The sequence below is a fragment of the Burkholderia sp. 4NA327C6 genome (genome assembly GCF_005502655.1).
Classification (GTDB): Bacteria; Pseudomonadota; Gammaproteobacteria; order Burkholderiales; family Burkholderiaceae; genus Burkholderia; species Burkholderia contaminans.
In genome coordinates, this window is the sequence record NZ_SCNZ01000089.1 from 1 (window position 1) to 17854 (window position 17854).

The 17854-nt window shown below is 68.2% G+C and carries 18 protein-coding genes; 8 read left to right on the forward strand and 10 right to left on the reverse strand.

Annotation, left to right across the window (positions count from 1 at the left end):
• Nucleotides 1–225: 225 nt before the first annotated feature.
• Both FFS49_RS40745 and FFS49_RS40750 read left to right on the forward strand, forming a co-directional pair.
• Nucleotides 226–504, forward strand: a complete 279-nt coding sequence (locus tag FFS49_RS40745) for a type II toxin-antitoxin system RelE/ParE family toxin (RefSeq protein ID WP_071335242.1) — start codon at nt 226–228, stop codon at nt 502–504.
• 13 nt (nt 505–517) lie between these two features.
• Entirely contained in the window at nt 518–820 is a 303-nt protein-coding gene (locus FFS49_RS40750; RefSeq protein ID WP_046544200.1) for a HigA family addiction module antitoxin, read from the forward strand.
• 21 nt (nt 821–841) lie between these two features.
• On the opposite strand, the gene lpxL is transcribed toward FFS49_RS40750, so the two are convergent.
• A complete protein-coding gene (lpxL, locus tag FFS49_RS40755; protein WP_039353863.1) occupies nt 842–1726 on the reverse strand; it encodes a lauroyl acyltransferase LpxL in 885 nt (294 codons plus the stop codon).
• A gap of 265 nt (nt 1727–1991) precedes the next feature.
• Here lpxL and metK point away from each other — a divergent pair, with 265 nt between their 5' ends.
• Nucleotides 1992–3179 carry a methionine adenosyltransferase gene (gene metK, locus FFS49_RS40760; protein ID WP_039353866.1) on the forward strand — a complete coding sequence of 396 codons (1188 nt, stop codon included), beginning with the start codon at nt 1992–1994 and terminating at the stop codon, nt 3177–3179.
• 136 nt (nt 3180–3315) lie between these two features.
• Here the strand turns inward: metK and FFS49_RS40765 are convergent, their stop codons facing one another.
• A complete protein-coding gene (locus FFS49_RS40765; RefSeq protein WP_039353869.1) occupies nt 3316–3657 on the reverse strand; it encodes a hypothetical protein in 342 nt (113 codons plus the stop codon).
• A gap of 352 nt (nt 3658–4009) precedes the next feature.
• On the opposite strand from FFS49_RS40765, the gene FFS49_RS40770 reads away from it, so the two are divergent.
• On the forward strand, nt 4010–4783 hold the full coding sequence (locus tag FFS49_RS40770) for a phytanoyl-CoA dioxygenase family protein (RefSeq protein WP_071335241.1): 774 nt from the start codon (nt 4010–4012) through the stop codon (nt 4781–4783).
• Between the two features lie 149 nt (nt 4784–4932).
• On the opposite strand, the gene FFS49_RS40775 is transcribed toward FFS49_RS40770, so the two are convergent.
• Nucleotides 4933–5139 (reverse strand): DUF3185 family protein, encoded by a 207-nt coding sequence (locus FFS49_RS40775; RefSeq protein WP_011353528.1) that lies wholly within the window; start codon nt 5137–5139, stop codon nt 4933–4935.
• 193 nt (nt 5140–5332) lie between these two features.
• On the opposite strand from FFS49_RS40775, the gene mgrA reads away from it, so the two are divergent.
• The gene (gene mgrA / locus FFS49_RS40780) at nt 5333–6376 is read left to right on the forward strand and encodes an L-glyceraldehyde 3-phosphate reductase (protein WP_039353883.1); all 1044 of its coding nucleotides are present in this window, start codon (nt 5333–5335) and stop codon (nt 6374–6376) included.
• Nucleotides 6377–6484: 108 nt separating this feature from the next.
• On the opposite strand, the gene FFS49_RS40785 is transcribed toward mgrA, so the two are convergent.
• A complete protein-coding gene (locus FFS49_RS40785; protein ID WP_011353526.1) occupies nt 6485–6670 on the reverse strand; it encodes a hypothetical protein in 186 nt (61 codons plus the stop codon).
• Nucleotides 6671–6973: 303 nt separating this feature from the next.
• Nucleotides 6974–7855: a DMT family transporter gene (locus FFS49_RS40790; RefSeq protein ID WP_105818839.1), complete on the reverse strand. Its 882-nt coding sequence runs from the start codon at nt 7853–7855 to the stop codon at nt 6974–6976.
• Nucleotides 7856–8650: 795 nt separating this feature from the next.
• Here FFS49_RS40790 and FFS49_RS40800 point away from each other — a divergent pair.
• Nucleotides 8651–8863 (forward strand): hypothetical protein, encoded by a 213-nt coding sequence (locus FFS49_RS40800; protein ID WP_011353523.1) that lies wholly within the window; start codon nt 8651–8653, stop codon nt 8861–8863.
• A 49-nt stretch (nt 8864–8912) separates the two neighbouring features.
• Nucleotides 8913–9944, forward strand: coding sequence for a serine/threonine protein kinase (locus FFS49_RS40805; RefSeq protein WP_105818833.1), 1032 nt, complete (start codon nt 8913–8915; stop codon nt 9942–9944).
• 72 nt (nt 9945–10016) lie between these two features.
• On the opposite strand, the gene FFS49_RS40810 is transcribed toward FFS49_RS40805, so the two are convergent.
• A complete protein-coding gene (locus FFS49_RS40810) occupies nt 10017–11459 on the reverse strand; it encodes a coniferyl aldehyde dehydrogenase (RefSeq protein WP_105818834.1) in 1443 nt (480 codons plus the stop codon).
• Nucleotides 11460–12179: 720 nt separating this feature from the next.
• Here FFS49_RS40810 and FFS49_RS40825 point away from each other — a divergent pair.
• On the forward strand, nt 12180–13820 hold the full coding sequence (locus FFS49_RS40825; protein WP_105818836.1) for a GMC family oxidoreductase N-terminal domain-containing protein: 1641 nt from the start codon (nt 12180–12182) through the stop codon (nt 13818–13820).
• A gap of 27 nt (nt 13821–13847) precedes the next feature.
• On the opposite strand, the gene FFS49_RS40830 is transcribed toward FFS49_RS40825, so the two are convergent.
• The 4 genes from FFS49_RS40830 to fliH all read right to left on the reverse strand — a co-directional run.
• Complete coding sequence (locus FFS49_RS40830) at nt 13848–15209, reverse strand: flagellar hook-length control protein FliK (protein WP_105818837.1); 1362 nt, start codon at nt 15207–15209, stop codon at nt 13848–13850.
• Between the two features lie 31 nt (nt 15210–15240).
• A complete protein-coding gene (gene fliJ / locus FFS49_RS40835; RefSeq protein ID WP_039353905.1) occupies nt 15241–15699 on the reverse strand; it encodes a flagellar export protein FliJ in 459 nt (152 codons plus the stop codon).
• Between the two features lie 5 nt (nt 15700–15704).
• Complete coding sequence (fliI, locus tag FFS49_RS40840; protein WP_039353908.1) at nt 15705–17267, reverse strand: flagellar protein export ATPase FliI; 1563 nt, start codon at nt 17265–17267, stop codon at nt 15705–15707.
• Nucleotides 17261–17854: flagellar assembly protein FliH (fliH, locus tag FFS49_RS40845; protein WP_137951071.1), on the reverse strand; the 594-nt coding region annotated here is incomplete at its 5' end. The genes fliH and fliI, both read right to left, overlap by 7 nt.

Here is a 17854-nt window from a genome sequence, read left to right on the forward strand (position 1 = left end):
GGGGCGCATCTGTCGATGGGTCGACTGGGCGCGTGTGCGACAGGCGGGCAGATTGACGAGATGTGGCGGGCCTGTCGTCGTGCGAGCAGGTTCGGCGAACGCACGGGATGGCGCGGGCGCGTACTTTCGTACAGGTCAAATTGACGAGGCAATCAAGCGATTCGTATAGTGTGGCTATACGCATGGGCCATGCTGTCGGCATCGCGACTCGAATCTGGGAGATCCATGATCAAGTCGTGGCAGCACAAGGGACTGGAAGCGTTTTTCACGAGCGGGAACAAGGCCGGCATCCGGCCCGACCATGCGCCAAGGTTACGACGTCAGCTTGCGCGTCTCGACGTCGCGAGCCGACCGCTCGACATGAACGTGCCGGGCTGGCGCTTGCACGGTCTCGCTCGGGGGTTGGACGGCCATTTCGCGGTGAGCGTGAGCAGCAACTGGCGCCTGACTTTCAGCTTCGAGGGTGCCGACGCTGTTCTGGTCGATTACCAGGACTACCACTGAGGTGATTCAAACCATGACCCGTATCTTCAATCCGCCGCATCCAGGCGAAGCGCTGCGCGACGACGTGCTGCCGGCATTCGGCCTGACCGTCACCGAGGCCGCGGCGCAACTCGGCGTCACGCGTGCGGCGTTGTCGCGCATTCTGCATGGTCATGCAGGGATCTCGCCGGAAATGGCGTTGCGCATCGAGGCGTGGCTTGGCGAGGAGAACGGCGGTCGCGCGGATCTGTGGCTCGCGCAGCAATCCGCTTACGATTTGTGGCAGGCGCGCGCGAAAGGCGTGCCCAAGATAGCGAGAGCGCGGGCACGCACGTGACCGCGCTCTCGTGAGCATGGCTCAGTACAGGCTCGGTTCGCCGTTCGGGCGCGTCTTGAAGCGCTTGTGGACCCAGTAGTACTGCTCGGGCAGCAGCGGGATCTGCTCCTCGAGGAATTCGTTCATCCGCCGCGCGTCGAGATCGTCGTCGCCGGTCGGGTAATGCTCCCACGGCTTGAATACCTTCAGACGGTAGCCCTTGTAGTTCGGCAGCACCTCGCCGATGAACGGCACGACCTGCGCACGGCCCGTCTTCGCGAGCCGGCCGACCGCCGTCAGCGTGCAGGCGGGCACGCCGAAGAACGGCACGAACGTCGAATTGCGAAGCCCGTAGTCCATGTCGGCGCCGAGCATCACCGGCTTGCGGTCGCGCAGCCAGCGCAGCACGACGCGCGCGCTGTCCGCGCGGCCGACCATCTCGGCGTCGAAACGCCCGCGCGCCTTCTTCGCCTCTTCCTCGAGCACCGCGTTCGAGAACGGCTGGTAGAGCGACCCGCAGCGGCGATGCAGCGAACGATTCAGCCAGATCGAGCCGGCCTCGATGCCGACGAAATGCAGGCCGAGGAACAGCGTCGGCGGCAGGTCCGGATCGTCGAGGTCGACCGCGCTGTCGACCTGGATCAGCTTCGCGAGCTTTTTCTCCGAACCGAACCACTGCACGCTGCGTTCGACGTAGCTGCGGATCGCATGGCGGAAATGCTGCCCGGCAATTTCCTCGCGGCGCTCGTCGCTCCAGTCAGGGAAGCAGAGTTTCAGATTGGTGTGTACGATGCGTTTTCGCCGGCTGGGGATCTTGTAGAGCAGCCAGCCGAGACCATCGCCGAACCGTGCGGTCAGGCCGTACGGCAACAGGGCGAGCAGTTTCAGCAAGCCAATGGCGAGGTGCGTGGCTAGACGACCTAGCATGCGAAACCTCCGTGGGACCGGCTGGCCGGCGCTTTGCAAACAGGGTGGTGAGACAGCGGAAGATGCAGCACGGGCGGCGCTCTGTGACAATTCAGGAAAGCCGCTATAATACGGGCTTCGCCGAGTTAACTGACAACTTGCGGGGCGAAGCCGGTTAGCGTGACACGCGCTGCCCGGTCCTGGTAATCCGCTAAAGCGTCGCCGCTTCAGGCCCAACGAAGCTGGCTACGTGAAACCAACCGTAACCACACAGGAGCCTGAAAAAGTGGCAAACGATTATTTCTTCACGTCCGAATCCGTCTCTGAAGGCCATCCGGACAAAGTCGCGGACCAAATCTCGGACGCGATCCTCGATGCCATCCTCGAGCAAGACAAGTATTCGCGCGTTGCGGCGGAAACGCTGTGCAACACGGGTCTCGTCGTCCTGGCCGGTGAAATCACCACGACGGCCAACATCGACTACATCCAGATCGCACGCGACACGATCAAGCGCATCGGCTACGACAACACCGACTACGGCATCGACTACAAGGGTTGCGCGGTGCTCGTCGCGTACGACAAGCAGTCGCCGGACATCGCCCAGGGCGTCGATCGTGCACACGACGACAACCTCGACCAGGGCGCGGGCGACCAGGGTCTGATGTTCGGTTACGCGTGCGATGAAACGCCGGAACTGATGCCGCTGCCGATCTACCTGTCGCACCGCCTCGTCGAGCGCCAGGCCAGCCTGCGCCGCGACGGCCGCCTGCAATGGCTGCGCCCGGACGCGAAGTCGCAGGTGACGGTCCGCTACGTCGACGGCAAGCCCGATTCGATCGACACCGTCGTGCTGTCGACGCAGCACGCACCGGACATCGAGCTGCCGGCGCTGCGCGAAGCCGTGATCGAGGAAATCATCAAGCCGACGCTGCCGGCCGACCTGATCAAGGGCGACATCAAGTTCCTGGTGAACCCGACCGGCCGGTTCGTGATCGGTGGCCCGCAGGGCGACTGCGGCCTGACCGGCCGCAAGATCATCGTCGACACCTACGGCGGTGCCGCACCGCACGGCGGCGGCGCGTTCTCGGGCAAGGATCCGTCGAAGGTCGACCGTTCGGCCGCATACGCAGGCCGCTACGTCGCGAAGAACATCGTCGCTGCCGGCCTCGCGTCGCGCGCGCTGATCCAGGTGTCGTACGCGATCGGCGTGGCCGAGCCGACCTCGGTGATGGTCAATACGTTCGGCACGGGCCGCGTGTCGGATGCGGTGATCACGAAGCTCGTGCGCGAGCATTTCGACCTGCGTCCGAAGGGCATCATCAAGATGCTCGACCTGCTGCGCCCGATCTACGAGAAGACCGCTGCTTACGGCCACTTCGGCCGCGAAGAGCCGGAATTCTCGTGGGAAGCAACCGACAAGGCGCTCGCCCTGGCCGAAGCGGCCGGCGTCGAGCCGACGGCACGCGTCGCGTAAGCGTCGTTCGCCTCAAATGAAAAACCCCGGCATTGCCGGGGTTTTTTTATGGGTTCCGATCGCCGGGGCAGTCGGGCAACGGCGCGGGCAGCGACGCGACGGCGATCGCCGCGCTGCGGGGCCCGCCGGCGTGCGCTCAGCGTGCGCCGAACCCGAACCAGCCGTTGCTGGCCGCGAGGCGGCGCGGGCGGTTGACGCGGCGCTGCGGGCCGAGCGTGCGGCGCAGCGCGAGCGCGCGCAGCGACGACGGCTTCTGCAGCAGCGAGCGCAGGCCGGCACGGCGCGAGAACGCCTGCGCGCTCATCATCGAGAAAAATGCGTGGAACCACGCACGGATACCGTCCAGCCGGCTATGTGCGGGCGTACGCTCCGCCAGCGCCTGCGTGCGTGCGCGGTGATGGCGCAGCGAGCGGGCAGGAGCGGGCGGCACGACGCGCTTCGCAGCGCGGCTGAGACGGGAAGTCAGACGGAATGGCATGTGAACGATGCTTCGCTTGTATGGATGGCGCCCTTGGGAGCGCACTGGTATGAACGGCCTCGGATTGCGCAACGGATCTTACCGAAACCCGCTGCGCGCCGCGCCCGCCAGAATTGACAGGCCGCGACAGGCTACAGGGGATTCATGACGGGCAAAAGTCGCGATAAACCCTTGTGCCACAAGGCGTGTGCCGCATACCGCCTGTGGGTGAGGCCAGCACCGCGCCGTACAGTTCCCTTGAGCCGGATCAAATTCGAGATTGGCATGCCCCTGCGCACGACAATGGTGCTGTTCGCGGTATCCGGTGCCGATTTACAATCGTCACATTCACACAATAAACGTCTGGCATCCCATGTCGTCTCCATTGCAGTCGGAATCGATCCGCGCGCAAGTCGCGGAATTGCGCGAGCGGGGCTTCGTCGTCGCGCGTGGCCTCGTCAGCGCCGAGCAGTGCGCGGCGCTCAGGCAGGTCGCGGAGCGCCAGTTGCAGGAGGCGGCCGAGCCGATCGAGTTCGAGGCGGATCTGCGCTACCCGGGCGCCCCCGAGTCCAAGCATGCGCCGGGCGGGCACACGGTGCGGCGGCTGCTCGATGCGTATTCGCGTGATCCGGCCTTCGCCGAGCGCGCGATCGCACCCGAAATCGGTGCGTGGATGCGCGAATATTTCGGCGAAGAACCGGTGCTGTCGCGTGCGCATCACAACTGCATGATGACGAAGCACCCGGCATACGGCAGCCTGACCGGCTGGCATCGCGATTTCCGTTACTGGGCGTTCGAGCGTCCGGACATGGTGTCGGTGTGGCTCGCACTCGGCCCGGAAACGAACGAGAACGGCGCACTGTGGCTCGTACCGGGGTCGCATACGGCCGAATTCGGGCCCGAAGCGTTCGACGATGCGAAGTTCTTCCGCAGCGACCTGCCGGCGAACAGGAAGATGATCGACGCGGCCACGTGCCCGTCGCTGCAGACGGGTGACGTCGTGTTTTTCCACAGCAACACGCTGCATTCGGCCGGGCAGAACCGTTCCGACCAGGTGAAGTTCTCGCTCGTGTACACGTACCACGGCGCGAGCAACCGGCCGTTGCCGGGCACGCGTTCGGCGTCGAAATCGGAAGTGCCGTTCTAGGCGCGGAGCGGGCGGCCCTCAAGGCCGCGGCGATTCCGCGATGCACCGCATCGCGGGGGCATGGAACAACGGGCGGCCTGGCCGCCCGTTTCGTTTGGCGCGGCCCGAACGCAAGACGCAGGCCGTGCGCGCATCGCGCGACTGCGCGCTCAGCGCTTGCCGCCCGGCATCGCGAGGCCGATCAGGCCGATGAACGATGCGACGGCACCGCCCACGATCAGCAGGATCGTCTTCGTCGCGGGCGAACCGGTGAAGAAGCGCGACACGTTGTCGTTGATCGAATGGAACGACTGGCCGCCGAAATACAGCAGCACGACGCCGCCGACGAGCAGCGCAACCGAGATGACCCGGGACATACCAACCTCGCTGAAACGGTGATTCGAGACGCCGCAGTGTAGGCGACCACCGCGGCCGCGTCCATCGCCGTGCCGACGAGCGCGATCCGGCCGCTTTCGCTACCATAGTCGTCGTATGACTCCTTCGCCGCCGTCGCGCCGCAAGCGCGGCCGGCGCGCGTCCTTTCCCCCGATGTCCTGACGGAACCGACTCATGGCCTACGAAGCAGCTTCCGAACGTTATGCCGACATGCAATACCGCACCTGCGGCAAATCCGGGCTCAAACTGCCCGCACTGTCGCTCGGCCTGTGGCACAACTTCGGCGACTCGACGCCGATCTCGACGCAGCGCGAGATCCTGCGCACCGCGTTCGACCTCGGCATCAACCACTTCGATCTCGCGAACAACTACGGGCCGCCGTACGGCAGCGCGGAAATCAACTTCGGCCGGTTGCTGAAAGAGGATTTCCGGCCGTATCGCGACGAGCTGCTGATTTCGACGAAGGCCGGCTGGGACATGTGGCCGGGGCCCTACGGCAGCGGCGGCGGGTCGCGCAAGTACGTGCTCGCGAGCCTCGACCAGAGCCTGCAGCGGATGGGGCTCGACTACGTCGACATCTTCTATTCGCACCGCTTCGACGCGCACACGCCGCTCGAGGAAACGGCGGGCGCGCTTGCGTCGGCCGTGCAGCAGGGCAAGGCGCTCTACATCGGCATTTCGTCGTACTCGGCGGCGAAGACGCGCGAGATGGCCGAGCTGCTCGCGCAATACAAGGTGCCGCTGCTGATCCACCAGCCGTCGTACAACCTGCTGAACCGCTGGGTCGAAACCGAACTGCTCGGCACGCTCGACGAGATCGGCACGGGCAGCATTGCGTTCACCCCGCTCGCGCAGGGGCTGCTCACGTCGAAGTACCTGAACGGCGTGCCGGCCGACGCGCGCGTGAACAAGCCGGGTGGCGGTTCGCTGAAGCAGGATCACCTGAGCGCGGACAACCTCGATCATGTGCGCAAGCTCAACGCAATCGCCGAACGGCGCGGGCAGAGCCTCGCGCAGATGGCGCTCGCGTGGGTGCTGCGCAACGGCCGCGTCACGTCCGCGCTGATCGGTGCAAGCCGCGCGGAGCAGGTGCGCGAAAACGTCGGCGCGCTGAAGAACCTCGAATTCTCGGCGGAAGAACTCGCGGAGATCGATCGTTACGCGACGGAAGGCGGCATCAATCTGTGGGAAAAGCCGTCCACCGACCAGGCGATCTGACCGGCAGTCGATACGGCATGCGAAACATCGCGTGCCGTATCAATGGCTGGCGCGCAGCATATCGCATCGCTGCACTGCAGCGATGCGCGCCGCGCACGGGTTGCGCCGCTAGATCAGCGCAGGCAGGCCTTCGACGAGCAGCACCGCGACGCCGACGCCGAGGATGACGCCCAGCACGCGTAGCAGGTTGTGGCGGAATTCGGTTGCGCACGGCACCGCGCCGAGAAACAGCGCTCCGGCCAGCGCCATCGGAATCAACAGGATGAAGTCGCCGATCGTGAAGTAGGTCGTCATGCGTGTCTCCAAGGTCGACCGGAGTGGGCGCTTGCGCGCTTGCTCCGGCCCCATGCCGGGTGTTTCTAGTATTGGTCCGGCCCGATTGCGAGCGGGGCGGTCAATTCGAGTATAGGCAACCGGCAGTGCTTTTCGCTATCCGAACCATTAAAAATCGGCGGAAAGCCTGACGAATCACGCATTCTTCCCCGCAAGTCAGACGAATGCCTTGCGCATGTCTTTCTCGTGCCTTTCGATTTTCGCGGATTCGTCGTATGGGTCCGATGCGTGCCGCCGCACTCGCTGGCGCGGCGGCACGCCCGCTCATGCGCGGTCGGGTTGCACGCGGGGCGCCGGCGCGCGGAACACGAGTGCGAGCCCCGCGATGATGGCCCCCATGCCGGCGAGTGCGAGCGGCTCGGGCCGGTTGCCGAGCCACGCGGCATCCATCAGCGTGGTGACGACGGGCACGAGATAGAACAGGCTCGTCACGTTGACGAGATCGCCGCGCTGCATCAACCGGTAGAACAGCAGTTGCGCGATCACCGAAATCACGATGCCGAGCCACAGCAGCGGGATCACGAATGCCCAGCTCATGTCGAACGACACCGGCCGGAACGGCACGATTGCCACGCACAGTGCGAGGCCGATCGCATTCTGCAGCGGCAGCACGTCGGCGGGCGCCGCTCGTACGCGCTTTTGCAGCAGCGAGCCGGCGGTCAGCGCGACGAGCGCGGTGAGCGCGCATGCGATGCCCGCAAGCGACAGGCCGCCGTCCCCTACGCCGCGGAACACGACGAGCGCGAGGCCGGCCAGCGACAGCGCGAGCCCCGCGACACGTACGGGCTGCCAGCGCCGCTCGACGATCGCGAGCGTGAGGATCGGCTGCACGCCGAGGATCGTCGCGAGCACGCCCGGCGCGATCCCGCGTTCGAGCGCGAGCAGGTAGAAGATCGAATAGCCGCCCATCATCAGCAAGCCGGTCAGCGCGGCCATGCGACGCTCGCCGCGCGGCGGCAGCCAGCGTTTGCGCACGAAGGCCAGCCCGAGCAGCACGAGCGATGCCAGTGCGAAACGTGCGGTGAGAAAGACGAACGCGGAGGCGTGACGCAGACCGAGTTCAGCGAAGATCGCACCGCTGCTCCACAGCAGCACGAAGAGCGACGTCGCGCCATGCGCGGCGAGCGCGCGTTTGAACGAAACCATGTGAATCCACCTGTCGAACGGATCGGAATGTTCCATCCGCGCGCGCAGCAATCCGCCGTGCGTCACGACGCACGAATGCAAGCCTGCGGGCGAATGGAGGACGAAACGAAAAGCCGGCGGGTCAGCCGGCGCGTGCCGCCGGCGGGGGCGGCGCGGCGCCGACGAGCGGCGGTGCGACAGGAGGAGGAAGGACCGACGGATGCGCGCACGCCCGCGGCCGCGAGTCGAACTGCGGCCGGGATTTTGCGAGGACGGACGTGAGCGGATGCATCGTGTCGGAATGCGCTGGAACGCGAATGAGCATCAAAGGTACCGCAACGCCTGCACCGGATGCAACACCTGTCGGTGGCGCATCGCATGGCGAAGGTCGGAACGCGATGCGTGCGCAACCGTCACTGTGCCGGCTGCGTTCGAGGCAGGGGGAAGGTGATGATGGCGTCGCGTGATTCGGCAATCGCAGTCGCACGAAATTGCCTGGCGACCCGATACCGGATTCACGGTGCACGTGGAGCGTGGGTCACGTGCGCGCCGCGGTGATGCCGGGGATTCGGCGGGCAGTCACATTCGACAGGGTATGATGGGGGTAACCGGGCGGGCAAGCGCCTGCTCCGGCGTAGTGGTTGATTGGAGACATTCGACGAATTCGCGGCACTTCGCCTGCTTCTTCTTCTTTTCGTGCTTCGATAAACCGTGAACAATGGGATTACGCGCAACGCTCCGTCGAGAGCGCGCGGATCGTGCATTTGCCGGCTCGCCAGCGGGCCGGGTTTCAAGATTCAAGAGTGGGGAACCATCATGCATGTCGGGTCGATTGTCTGCACTACCCATATCGCGGTGCCGAAGGGCGCGCGCGGCATCGTCCAGCGCGTCCTGGGCGACATGGCCATGGTGACCTGGTACGCGGGCGTACCGGGCGAGTCCAAGGAACTCAACACCGAGCCGTTCTTTCTCGAGGACCTGATCGACACCGGCGAATCCGTGCTGCCGGCCGGCGCGGCGCTTCACTAAGCGCAACCATCGCACCGGGCGCTCGTCTTTCAGCCCGGCTGGCGGCACAATGCGGGGCATGAAAGACGTCACTTCCGCTCCCGCTTCTCCCGCCGGCCCGCCGTTCGCCGGACTCACGCCCGAGTGCGTGCTCGACGCGCTCGACAGCGTGCTGATACCGGCCGGCCTGCGCACCGACGGGCGCCTGCTCGCGCTCAACAGCTACGAAAACCGCGTCTATCAGGTCGGCATCGAAGACGGCCCGCCGGTCGTCGCGAAGTTCTACCGTCCGGCGCGCTGGTCGGACGAAGCGATCCTCGAAGAGCACGCGTTCGTCGCCGAACTCGCCGCGCGCGAGATTCCGGCGGTGCCCGCGCGCACCTTCGACGGCCGCACGCTGCACGCGTTCGACGGCTTCCGCTTCTCGATCTTCGAGCGGCGCGGCGGCCGCGCGCCCGATCTCGATCGCAGCGACACGCTCGAATGGCTCGGCCGCTTCATCGGCCGAATCCATGCGGTCGGCGCGACGCAGCCGTATGTCGCGCGCCCCGTGCTTGACATCAACACGTTCGGCTACGAGCCGCGCGACTACCTGCTCGCGCACGATTTCATTCCGGACGATGTGCGGCCCGCATACGAGACGGCCGTGACGCTCGCGCTCGAAGGTGTCGAGGCCGCGTTCGAGCGGGCGGGCGAGATCCGCCTGCTGCGCACGCACGGCGACTGTCATCCGAGCAACGTGCTGTGGACCGAGGCCGGCCCGCACTTCGTCGATTTCGACGACAGCCGGATGGCACCCGCGATCCAGGATCTGTGGCTGCTGCTGCCGGGCGATCGCGAAGGCGCGTCGCGCGCGTTGGCGGACCTGCTGGCCGGCTACGAGGATTTCTGCGAATTCGAGCCGCGCGAGCTGCATCTCGTCGAAGCGCTGCGCACGCTGCGGCTGATCCACTACGCGGCATGGCTCGCGCGACGCTGGGACGATCCCGCTTTTCCCGCCGCGTTCCCGTGGTTCAACACGCATCGTTACTGGGAGGCGCGCGTGCTCGAGTTGCGCGAGCAGATCGGCGCGATGCAGGAAGGGCCGCTCTGGCCCGTGTGACGGCGCGCGCGGCACCCTCGCCGCGCGGCATGCACGTGCGGGCCGCGGCGCGATGCGCGCGGCCCGTTCCCCTCAGAACTTCAGCATCAGCTTGATCAGCGCGGCGAAGCGCTTGCCGTACGGCGGCGCGAGCAGGTTGCGCGCGTTCAGGCGCGCCTGCGTGAGCACCGGCTTCATCTTCGAGAACGTCACGAAGCCGTCGTAGCCGTGATACGCGCCCATGCCGCTCGCACCGACGCCGCCGAACGGCAAGCTGCCGCACGCGATGTGCATCAGCGTTTCGTTGACCGTGACGCCACCCGAGATCGTTTCGCGCATCACGCGGTCGATCGTGCCGCCGTCCTCGTCGAACAGGTAGAGCGCGAGCGGACGCGGGCGCGCATTCACGTATGCGATCGCTTCGTCGAGCCGTTCGTACGGCACGAGCGGCAGCAGCGGCCCGAAGATTTCCTCCTGCATCAGTTGCGACGCGGCCGGCACCTGCGTGACCGCGCACGGCACGAAGCGGCGCGATGCGGGATCGGATTGCGCATCGGACAGCGGATGCAGCTGCGCGCCGGCCGCCTGCGCGTCGCTCGCGAGCTGCTGCAGCCGCGCGTAGTGGCGCGGCGACACGATCGTCGTGTAGTCGCCGTTGGCCGACAGGTCGGGATACAGCTTCGCGAACCGTGCGCGCGCGCGCTCGATGAACGCGGCTTCCATCCCGCGCGGCAGCAGCACGTAGTCGGGTGCGATGCAGGTCTGGCCCGCATTCAGCGTCTTGCCCGCGACGATCGCGTCGACCGCTGCATCGAAGCGCGCGTTCGGGCCGACGATCGCCGGTGACTTGCCGCCGAGTTCGAGCGTGACGGGCGTGAGGTTGTCGGCGGCCGCGCGCATCACGTGGCGGCCGACGTGCGTCGAGCCGGTGAACAGCAGATGATCGAACGGCAGCCCGCTGAACGCGGCGCCCACTTCCGCATCACCGTTCACGACCGCGACGTGGTCGCGCGTGAAGGTCTTGGCAATGAGCTGCTCGAACAGCGCCGACGTGCGCGGCGTCAGTTCGGACATCTTGATGATCGCGCGGTTGCCGGCCGCGAGCGCGCAGATCAGCGGGCCGGCCGCGAGCAGCACCGGGTAGTTCCACGGCACGACGATGCCGACCACGCCGAGCGGCTGCGGAATCACCTTCGCGCGCGCCGGGCGCAGCCACTTGTTCATCGGTTTGCGGATCGGTTTCATCCAGCGCTTGCCGTGCTTGAGCGCGTCGTCGATCTCCTCCTTCGCCATCCAGATTTCCGACAGCAGCACTTCCTGCTTCGCGCGATGACCGAAATCGGCGCTGATCGCTTCGGCGAGTGCATCCGCATGGTCGATCAGCATCGTGCGCAGCGCGCGCAAGTGCTTCATGCGCGTTTCCCATGCCGGATACGGCGCGCGCAGGTAGGCCGCGCGCTGGTCGCGCAGCAGCGCCGTCAGCGCATCCACCGACGGCAGCGCTTGCGGGGCCAGTTCGGGCAGGTCGTTCTTCATGTCGTCTCCTCCAGTTGGGCCTGGCTGGTCGGCCGGCCGTCACGCCGCACGCGCACGCTCGGCGAGCGCGGCGACGCGGATCGGGGTGGTGCGGGTCGCGCGGCACGGGGCCGGATGCGACGTGTGCTCGAAAACCGGTTGAAGCGTGCAGCGGGCGTCGCATCCACGCGACGGTGTGCGCATCCGGAAACCGTGGCGATGCGCATGTGCAGGTGGCGCTATGCGACTGTTGCCGGGCGCGCGACGCGGCTGCCCGACTACCCGCCGGCGCTCCGAAGCGGGGCAGCGCGACGGGTCCGTCACATCATGCCGCGGCGCATCGTGCCGCTGCGGCGGCCAACCGTCCAAACGGTCGGCGACGACACGTGCCGTTCGATTTCGATCGACTGCGCGCATGACGTCGCGCATCCGCGCGCGGGCAGCCGTTTGAAATGAAATGCGGGCTGCGCGCATCGCATCCGGACAACCCGGTCGACACGCGGCCTGCAGAACCTGGCGCTGCATCGTCGTCACTCCCGTTTCGCGACGGATCGGCTTTTCGTGGCCGGCGCGTCGCGCAAAGCGAATCGATACATCTTAAATTTAGTTCACGCGGGCGTTTAGAGGAATCGCTCTTGAATCCGCGCGCCGCGCGCGCGACGGCCATTCCTACAATGCCCGAACATTACAAGAGGGGACGCGGTCGCGTGGCGGCCTTTCATGACACGACGGAGACGTGACATGCAATACGACTACATCATCGTCGGCGGCGGTTCGGGCGGCTCGAGCCTGGCAGGCCGTCTCGCCGATGCCTGCCCCGATGCGACGATCGCGCTGATCGAGGCCGGCTCGCACACGGAGCGCAACCTGCTCGTCAACATGCCGGTCGGCATCGCGGCACTGGTGCCGTTCAAACTCGGCACGAACTACGGCTACGAGACGGTGCCGCAGCCGGGCCTCGGCGGGCGGCGCGGCTACCAGCCGCGCGGGCGCGGGATGGGCGGCTCGAGCGCGATCAACGCGATGATCTACACGCGCGGCCACCCGGGCGACTACGACGAATGGGCGCAGCTCGGCGCGACGGGCTGGGGCTGGCAGGACGTGCTGCCGTATTTCCGTCGTGCGGAAGGCAACGCGCGCGGCGCCGATGCGTGGCATGGCGCGGACGGCCCGCTCACGGTGTCGGATCTGCGCTTTCGCAATCCGTTCTCCGAACGATTCATCCAGGCCGCGCACGCGGCCGGCTATCCGCTGAACGACGACTTCAACGGCGCGACACAGGAAGGCGTCGGCTTCTACCAGGTCACGCACCGCGACGGCTCGCGCTGCAGCGTCGCCCGCGCGTACATCTATGGCCGCAACCGGCCGAACCTGCATGTGATCACCGATGCGACGGTGCTGCGCGTCACGTTCGACGGCAAGCGGGCGGCCGGCGTCGCTGTCGCGCGCAACGGGCGCGTCGAGATGCTCGACGCGCGCGCGGAAGTGATCCTGTCGGCCGGCGCGTTCAATTCGCCGCAACTGCTGATGTGCTCCGGGATCGGCCCGGCGGAGCAGTTGCGCCGGCACGGGATCGCGGTCGTGCAGGACGCGCCGGACGTCGGCACGAACCTGATCGACCATATCGATTTCATCATCAATACGCGCGTGAATTCATCGGAGCTGGTCGGCGTGTGCCTGCGCGGGATCGCGAAGATGACGCCCGCGCTCGCGCGCTATTTCTCGAGCCGCACCGGGATGATGACGAGCAACGTCGCGGAGGCCGGCGGCTTCATCAAGAGCGATCCGTCGCTCGAGCGTCCCGACCTGCAGCTGCATTTCTGCACGGCGCTCGTGGACGACCACAACCGCAAGATGCACTGGGGCTTCGGCTATTCGCTGCACGTGTGTGCACTGCGGCCGTTCAGCCGTGGCACGGTGGCGCTCGCGAGCGGCGATGCGCGCGACGCACCGCTGATCGATCCGCGCTTCTTCAGCGATTCGCGCGATCTCGACCTGCTCGTGCGCGGCACGCAGGCGATGCGCAAGATCCTGTCGCAGGCGCCGCTCGCGTCGCAGGGCGGGCGCGAGCTGTACACGCGGGCGGACCAGAGCGAAGCGGAGCTGCGCAAGACGATCGTCGAGCATGCCGACACGATCTACCACCCGGTCGGCACCTGCCGGATGGGTTCGGATGCGCGCGCGGTCGTCGATCCGCAACTGCGCGTGCGCGGCGTCGAAGGATTGCGCGTGGTGGATGCGTCGGTGATGCCGACGCTGGTCGGCGGGAATACGAATGCGCCGTCGGTGATGATCGGCGAACGCGCGGCGGATTTCATCGTCGCCACGCGCAAGGGCGCGGCGCCGCGCGGCGAGGCGGCCGCGGCGGTGCACGGCCGCTGAGCGGCGCGCGCACGGCGGCGGCCATGCTCAGGCAAACGTATCGACGAGGCCGGCGCGGCTCACGCTCGCGGCGGCCGGTGCGGATTGCGCAGCGCCGACCGGTGCATCGCCGGCTGACGATCCGCCGCTCCCGCGCCGCGACGGCTGGCCGTGGGCGAAGGTCTGCTGCGGGTTCTGTTGCTGCGAGGCGAAGCCGCCGTCGCTGACGGTCGCGCTGCCCAGCCCGAGGCCGCCCGCTTCCATGGCCTCGCGCAGCTTCGGCAGCGCGGCTTCGACTGCTTCGCGCACCTGCGGGTGCTGCGACACGAACAGCGCGTGCGCGTTGTTGTCCGCGACGCGCAGCACGACCTGCAGCGGCCCGAGATCGGCCGGATTGAGCGTCAGTTCGGCGCTCTGCTGGTGCGCATTCGACAGGAACACGACCTTCTGGCTCAGCGCGTCCGTCCAGTCCGGCGTGCTGATGTGCGGCGCGAGCACGTGCGCGTTCGCGGCGGCGATCGCCCCCGCGGCCGGCGACAGCTGCAGGTTCGCCTGGGCCGCGGCCGCAGCCGTGGCGCCGGCCGCGAGCGTCGCGCTGGCGGCCGGGTCCGCCGCGCCGCTGGCTGCCGCGAGCGCGTGCTGCTCACCCGACTGCGCATTCGCGTTGGCCTGCAGCGCCTGCGCGGTGGCTTGCGCGGGCGCTTGCTGGGTGGCGAGCGCGCCCTTCGCGTCGGCGAGCGTGCGGTCGAAGGTCGGCACCTTCGGCGTCAGCGGCGCGGCCGTGGCGGTCGCCGCGGTCGCCGCGGTCGCCGCGGGTGCGGACGCCGTCGTACCGGCTGCGGGCATCGCGATCGCACCCGAGCCACCCGTCAGCCTGGCGAGCGCTTCCTGCAGCGCGTCGCGGCTCGTCGCCGGCGTGGCCTGGGTGGTCTGGGCGGCCGCGTCCTTGGCCGCGTGATCCGCCAGCGTGGCCGTGGCATCGGGTTGGCCGGACACGGCGGTCTTTTGCGCAGCGGCCGCGGCGGCAGCCGCATCGGTCGGCACCGCGTTGTCCGTGCGCGCCTGCAGTTGCGCCTGCACGGCCGCGGCCGCCGCGAGCGCGGCGGCGTCGGGGTTGGTGGCGGCGTTCGTGGTCGTATCGTCGGTCGTGTCGTCGTCATCGTTGACGGACGGCTTCGTGCCGGCGGCCGGCTTCGACGAAGCCTGTTGCGTCGACGCATCCGGCACGTCGGCATTCGACGCGTCGCGACGGGTGGTGACGCTTTGCTTCAGCGTCTGCGCGAACGGCACGGCGGTCGTCGCGGTCGCGGCATCGTTGCCGGCGGCGCTGGACGCACCCGCGCCGCGGGCGGCCTTGAGGGCGGTGCCGGCGGTGTCGAGCAGCGCGCCGAGCAGGGGCAGGGGAGGCATGTCGGTTCTCTCGTTCGAATGCGGTGGTCGGTTACGACGAACGGGCCGCGTCGGCCCGCATGCGCAGGATCTTCGCGGCGTGTTCGTCGGCGTCGCGCTGTTCGCGCCGGGCGTCGCGTTTCGCTTCCTGCGCGACGCCGCGCGCCTGCAGGATTTCAAACGAGCCGACGGTGCGTTTCTTGTTTTGCCAGTTCGGGCGTGCTTCGTCGATACGGACTTCGGCCGCGGCCAGCACGCTGCGCTGCTGCGCGATCGCGGCGTCGAGCGTATCGATGAACGCCTGGAAATTGCGCCAGTTGCCTGCCGGCATCCCGTGCTGCGCGGATTGCGAGAAGCGCGCGTGGTATTCGTCGCGGTAGCGCAGCAGCGCGTCGAGCTGCTCGGCGGCCGCGGTGCGGTCGCGCTGCGCGGTGCCGAGCTGCTTCGTGGCGGAGTCGAGATCCTCCTGCGCGCGGTCGAGCAGCAACTGGAGGGGAAAGCCGTGTGCCATCTGGATCAGCCTCCGTAAGCGTCGAACAGTGCATCGAGCCCGGCGAGGCTCGACGCGAACGGTGCGCATTCGCGAAAGCCCTGCTGCAGGAACGCCTCGATGCGCGGATAGAGCGCGATCGCGCGGTCGAGCTGCGCGTCGCGGCCGGGCGCGTACGCGCCGACCGCGATCAGGTCGCGATTGCGCTGGTAGCGCGACAGCATCTGCTTGAACTGCCGGACGTGGTCGAGGTGCGTTTCGTCGATCAGCGCGGTCATCGCGCGGCTGATCGACGCCTCGATGTCGATCGCCGGATAGTGGCCGGCCTCGGCGAGCGCGCGTGACAGCACGACGTGGCCGTCGAGGATCGCGCGCGCTGAATCGGCGATCGGGTCCTGCTGGTCGTCGCCTTCGGTCAGCACCGTGTAGAACGCGGTGATCGAGCCGCCGCCTTCCGGCCCGTTGCCGGTACGCTCGACGAGCGCGGGCAGCTTCGCGAACACCGACGGCGGGTAGCCCTTCGTCGCGGGGGGCTCGCCGATCGCCAGCGCGATCTCGCGCTGCGCCATCGCGTAGCGGGTCAGCGAATCCATCAGCAGCAGCACGTGCTTGCCCTGGTCGCGGAAATACTCGGCGAGCGACGTCGCGTAGGCCGCGCCCTGCATCCGCAGCAGCGGCGACACGTCGGCCGGCGCCGCGACGACGACCGAGCGCGCGAGCCCGTCCTCGCCGAGGATCTGTTCGATGAATTCCTTCACTTCGCGGCCGCGTTCGCCGATCAGCCCGATCACGATCACTTCCGCGCTCGTGTAGCGCGCCATCGTGCCGAGCAGCACCGACTTGCCGACGCCGGAGCCCGCGAACAGGCCCATCCGCTGCCCGCGGCCGACGGTGAGCAGCGCGTTGATCGCGCGCACGCCGACGTCGAGCACGTGGTGGATCGGTTCACGCTCGAGCGGGTTGATCGACGGCGCCGACAGCGGTGCATCGACCTTCGACGCGAGCGGCCCGAGGCCGTCGAGCGGGCGGCCCGACGCGTCGACGACGCGCCCGAGCATTTCCCAGCCGACCGGCAGCCGCTTCGCGCCCGCGAGCGGATCGGCGACGGGCGCGCTTTCGCGCGGCCATACGCGCGCGCCGGGCAGCACGCCCGCGACGTCGGTGGTCGGCATCAGGAACAGGCGATCGCCGGCGAAGCCGACGACTTCCGCTTCCGCGTGCGGCAGCGTGCTGCCGGGCGGCAGTTCGATCGTGCATTCGGCGCCGACGGACAGGCGCAGCCCGATCGCTTCCAGCACGAGGCCGGCCGCACGCGTCAGGCGCCCGCACGGCCGCAGCGGCAGCGCGCGCCGGCTGCGCGCGGCGAGACCGTTCAGGTGGGTGCGCCAGTGCGCGAGATGCGGGTTGTGCGGTGCGCGCGGCGTGGCGCCGGCTGCGTCGGCCGCTGCAGCGGCGGCGTGCGGGGTGGTGTCTTGGGCGGTGTCCAGCGCGGCGTTGTGCGCGTCCGGGCCGAACGACGCGAGCGCGAGTTCGCGCTCGAGCGGCGTCATGCCGTCGTGCGCGAGCGCCTCGGGCGGCCGCGTCACCACGTGCTCACCTTGCCGATCGCGGCGGCGACGCGTTGCCAGCGCGTGGGCAGCGTCGCGTCGACCTCGCCGGTCGCGGCGTGGGCGCGGCAGCCGCCGCGCTCGATCGATGCGTCGGTGCGCACGGTCCAGCCGAGCGTATCGAGATCGTCCTGCAGATAGGCTTCGACGACGGGCAGGTCGGCCGGATTGACCGCGAGATGCGGCGCACCGGACAGCGCGGGTTCGGCCGCGAGCACGTCGCGCACGGCGGCAACCAGCGCGGCCGGGTCGTGCTTCACGTGCTGGCGGACCACCTGCTGCGCGATGTCGAGCGCGAGCTGCGCGATGTCGGCGGCGAGATCGTGCTCGATGGTCGACACGGCCTCGCGAAACGACGCGGCGAGCGCCGCGAGCTGCGCGGCCTGTTCACGCGCGTCGGCCTGGCCGGCTTCGAAACCCTGTTCGCGGCCCTGGTCGAAACCGGCCTGGTAGCCGAGCGCCTGGCCTTCGACGTGGCCGGCCGCATGGCCTTCGGCGTGCGCGGCGTCGCGCACGCGCTGCAGATCCTCGGCGAGCGCGGCGGCGGCCGCTGCCGCGCTCGCCGAGGA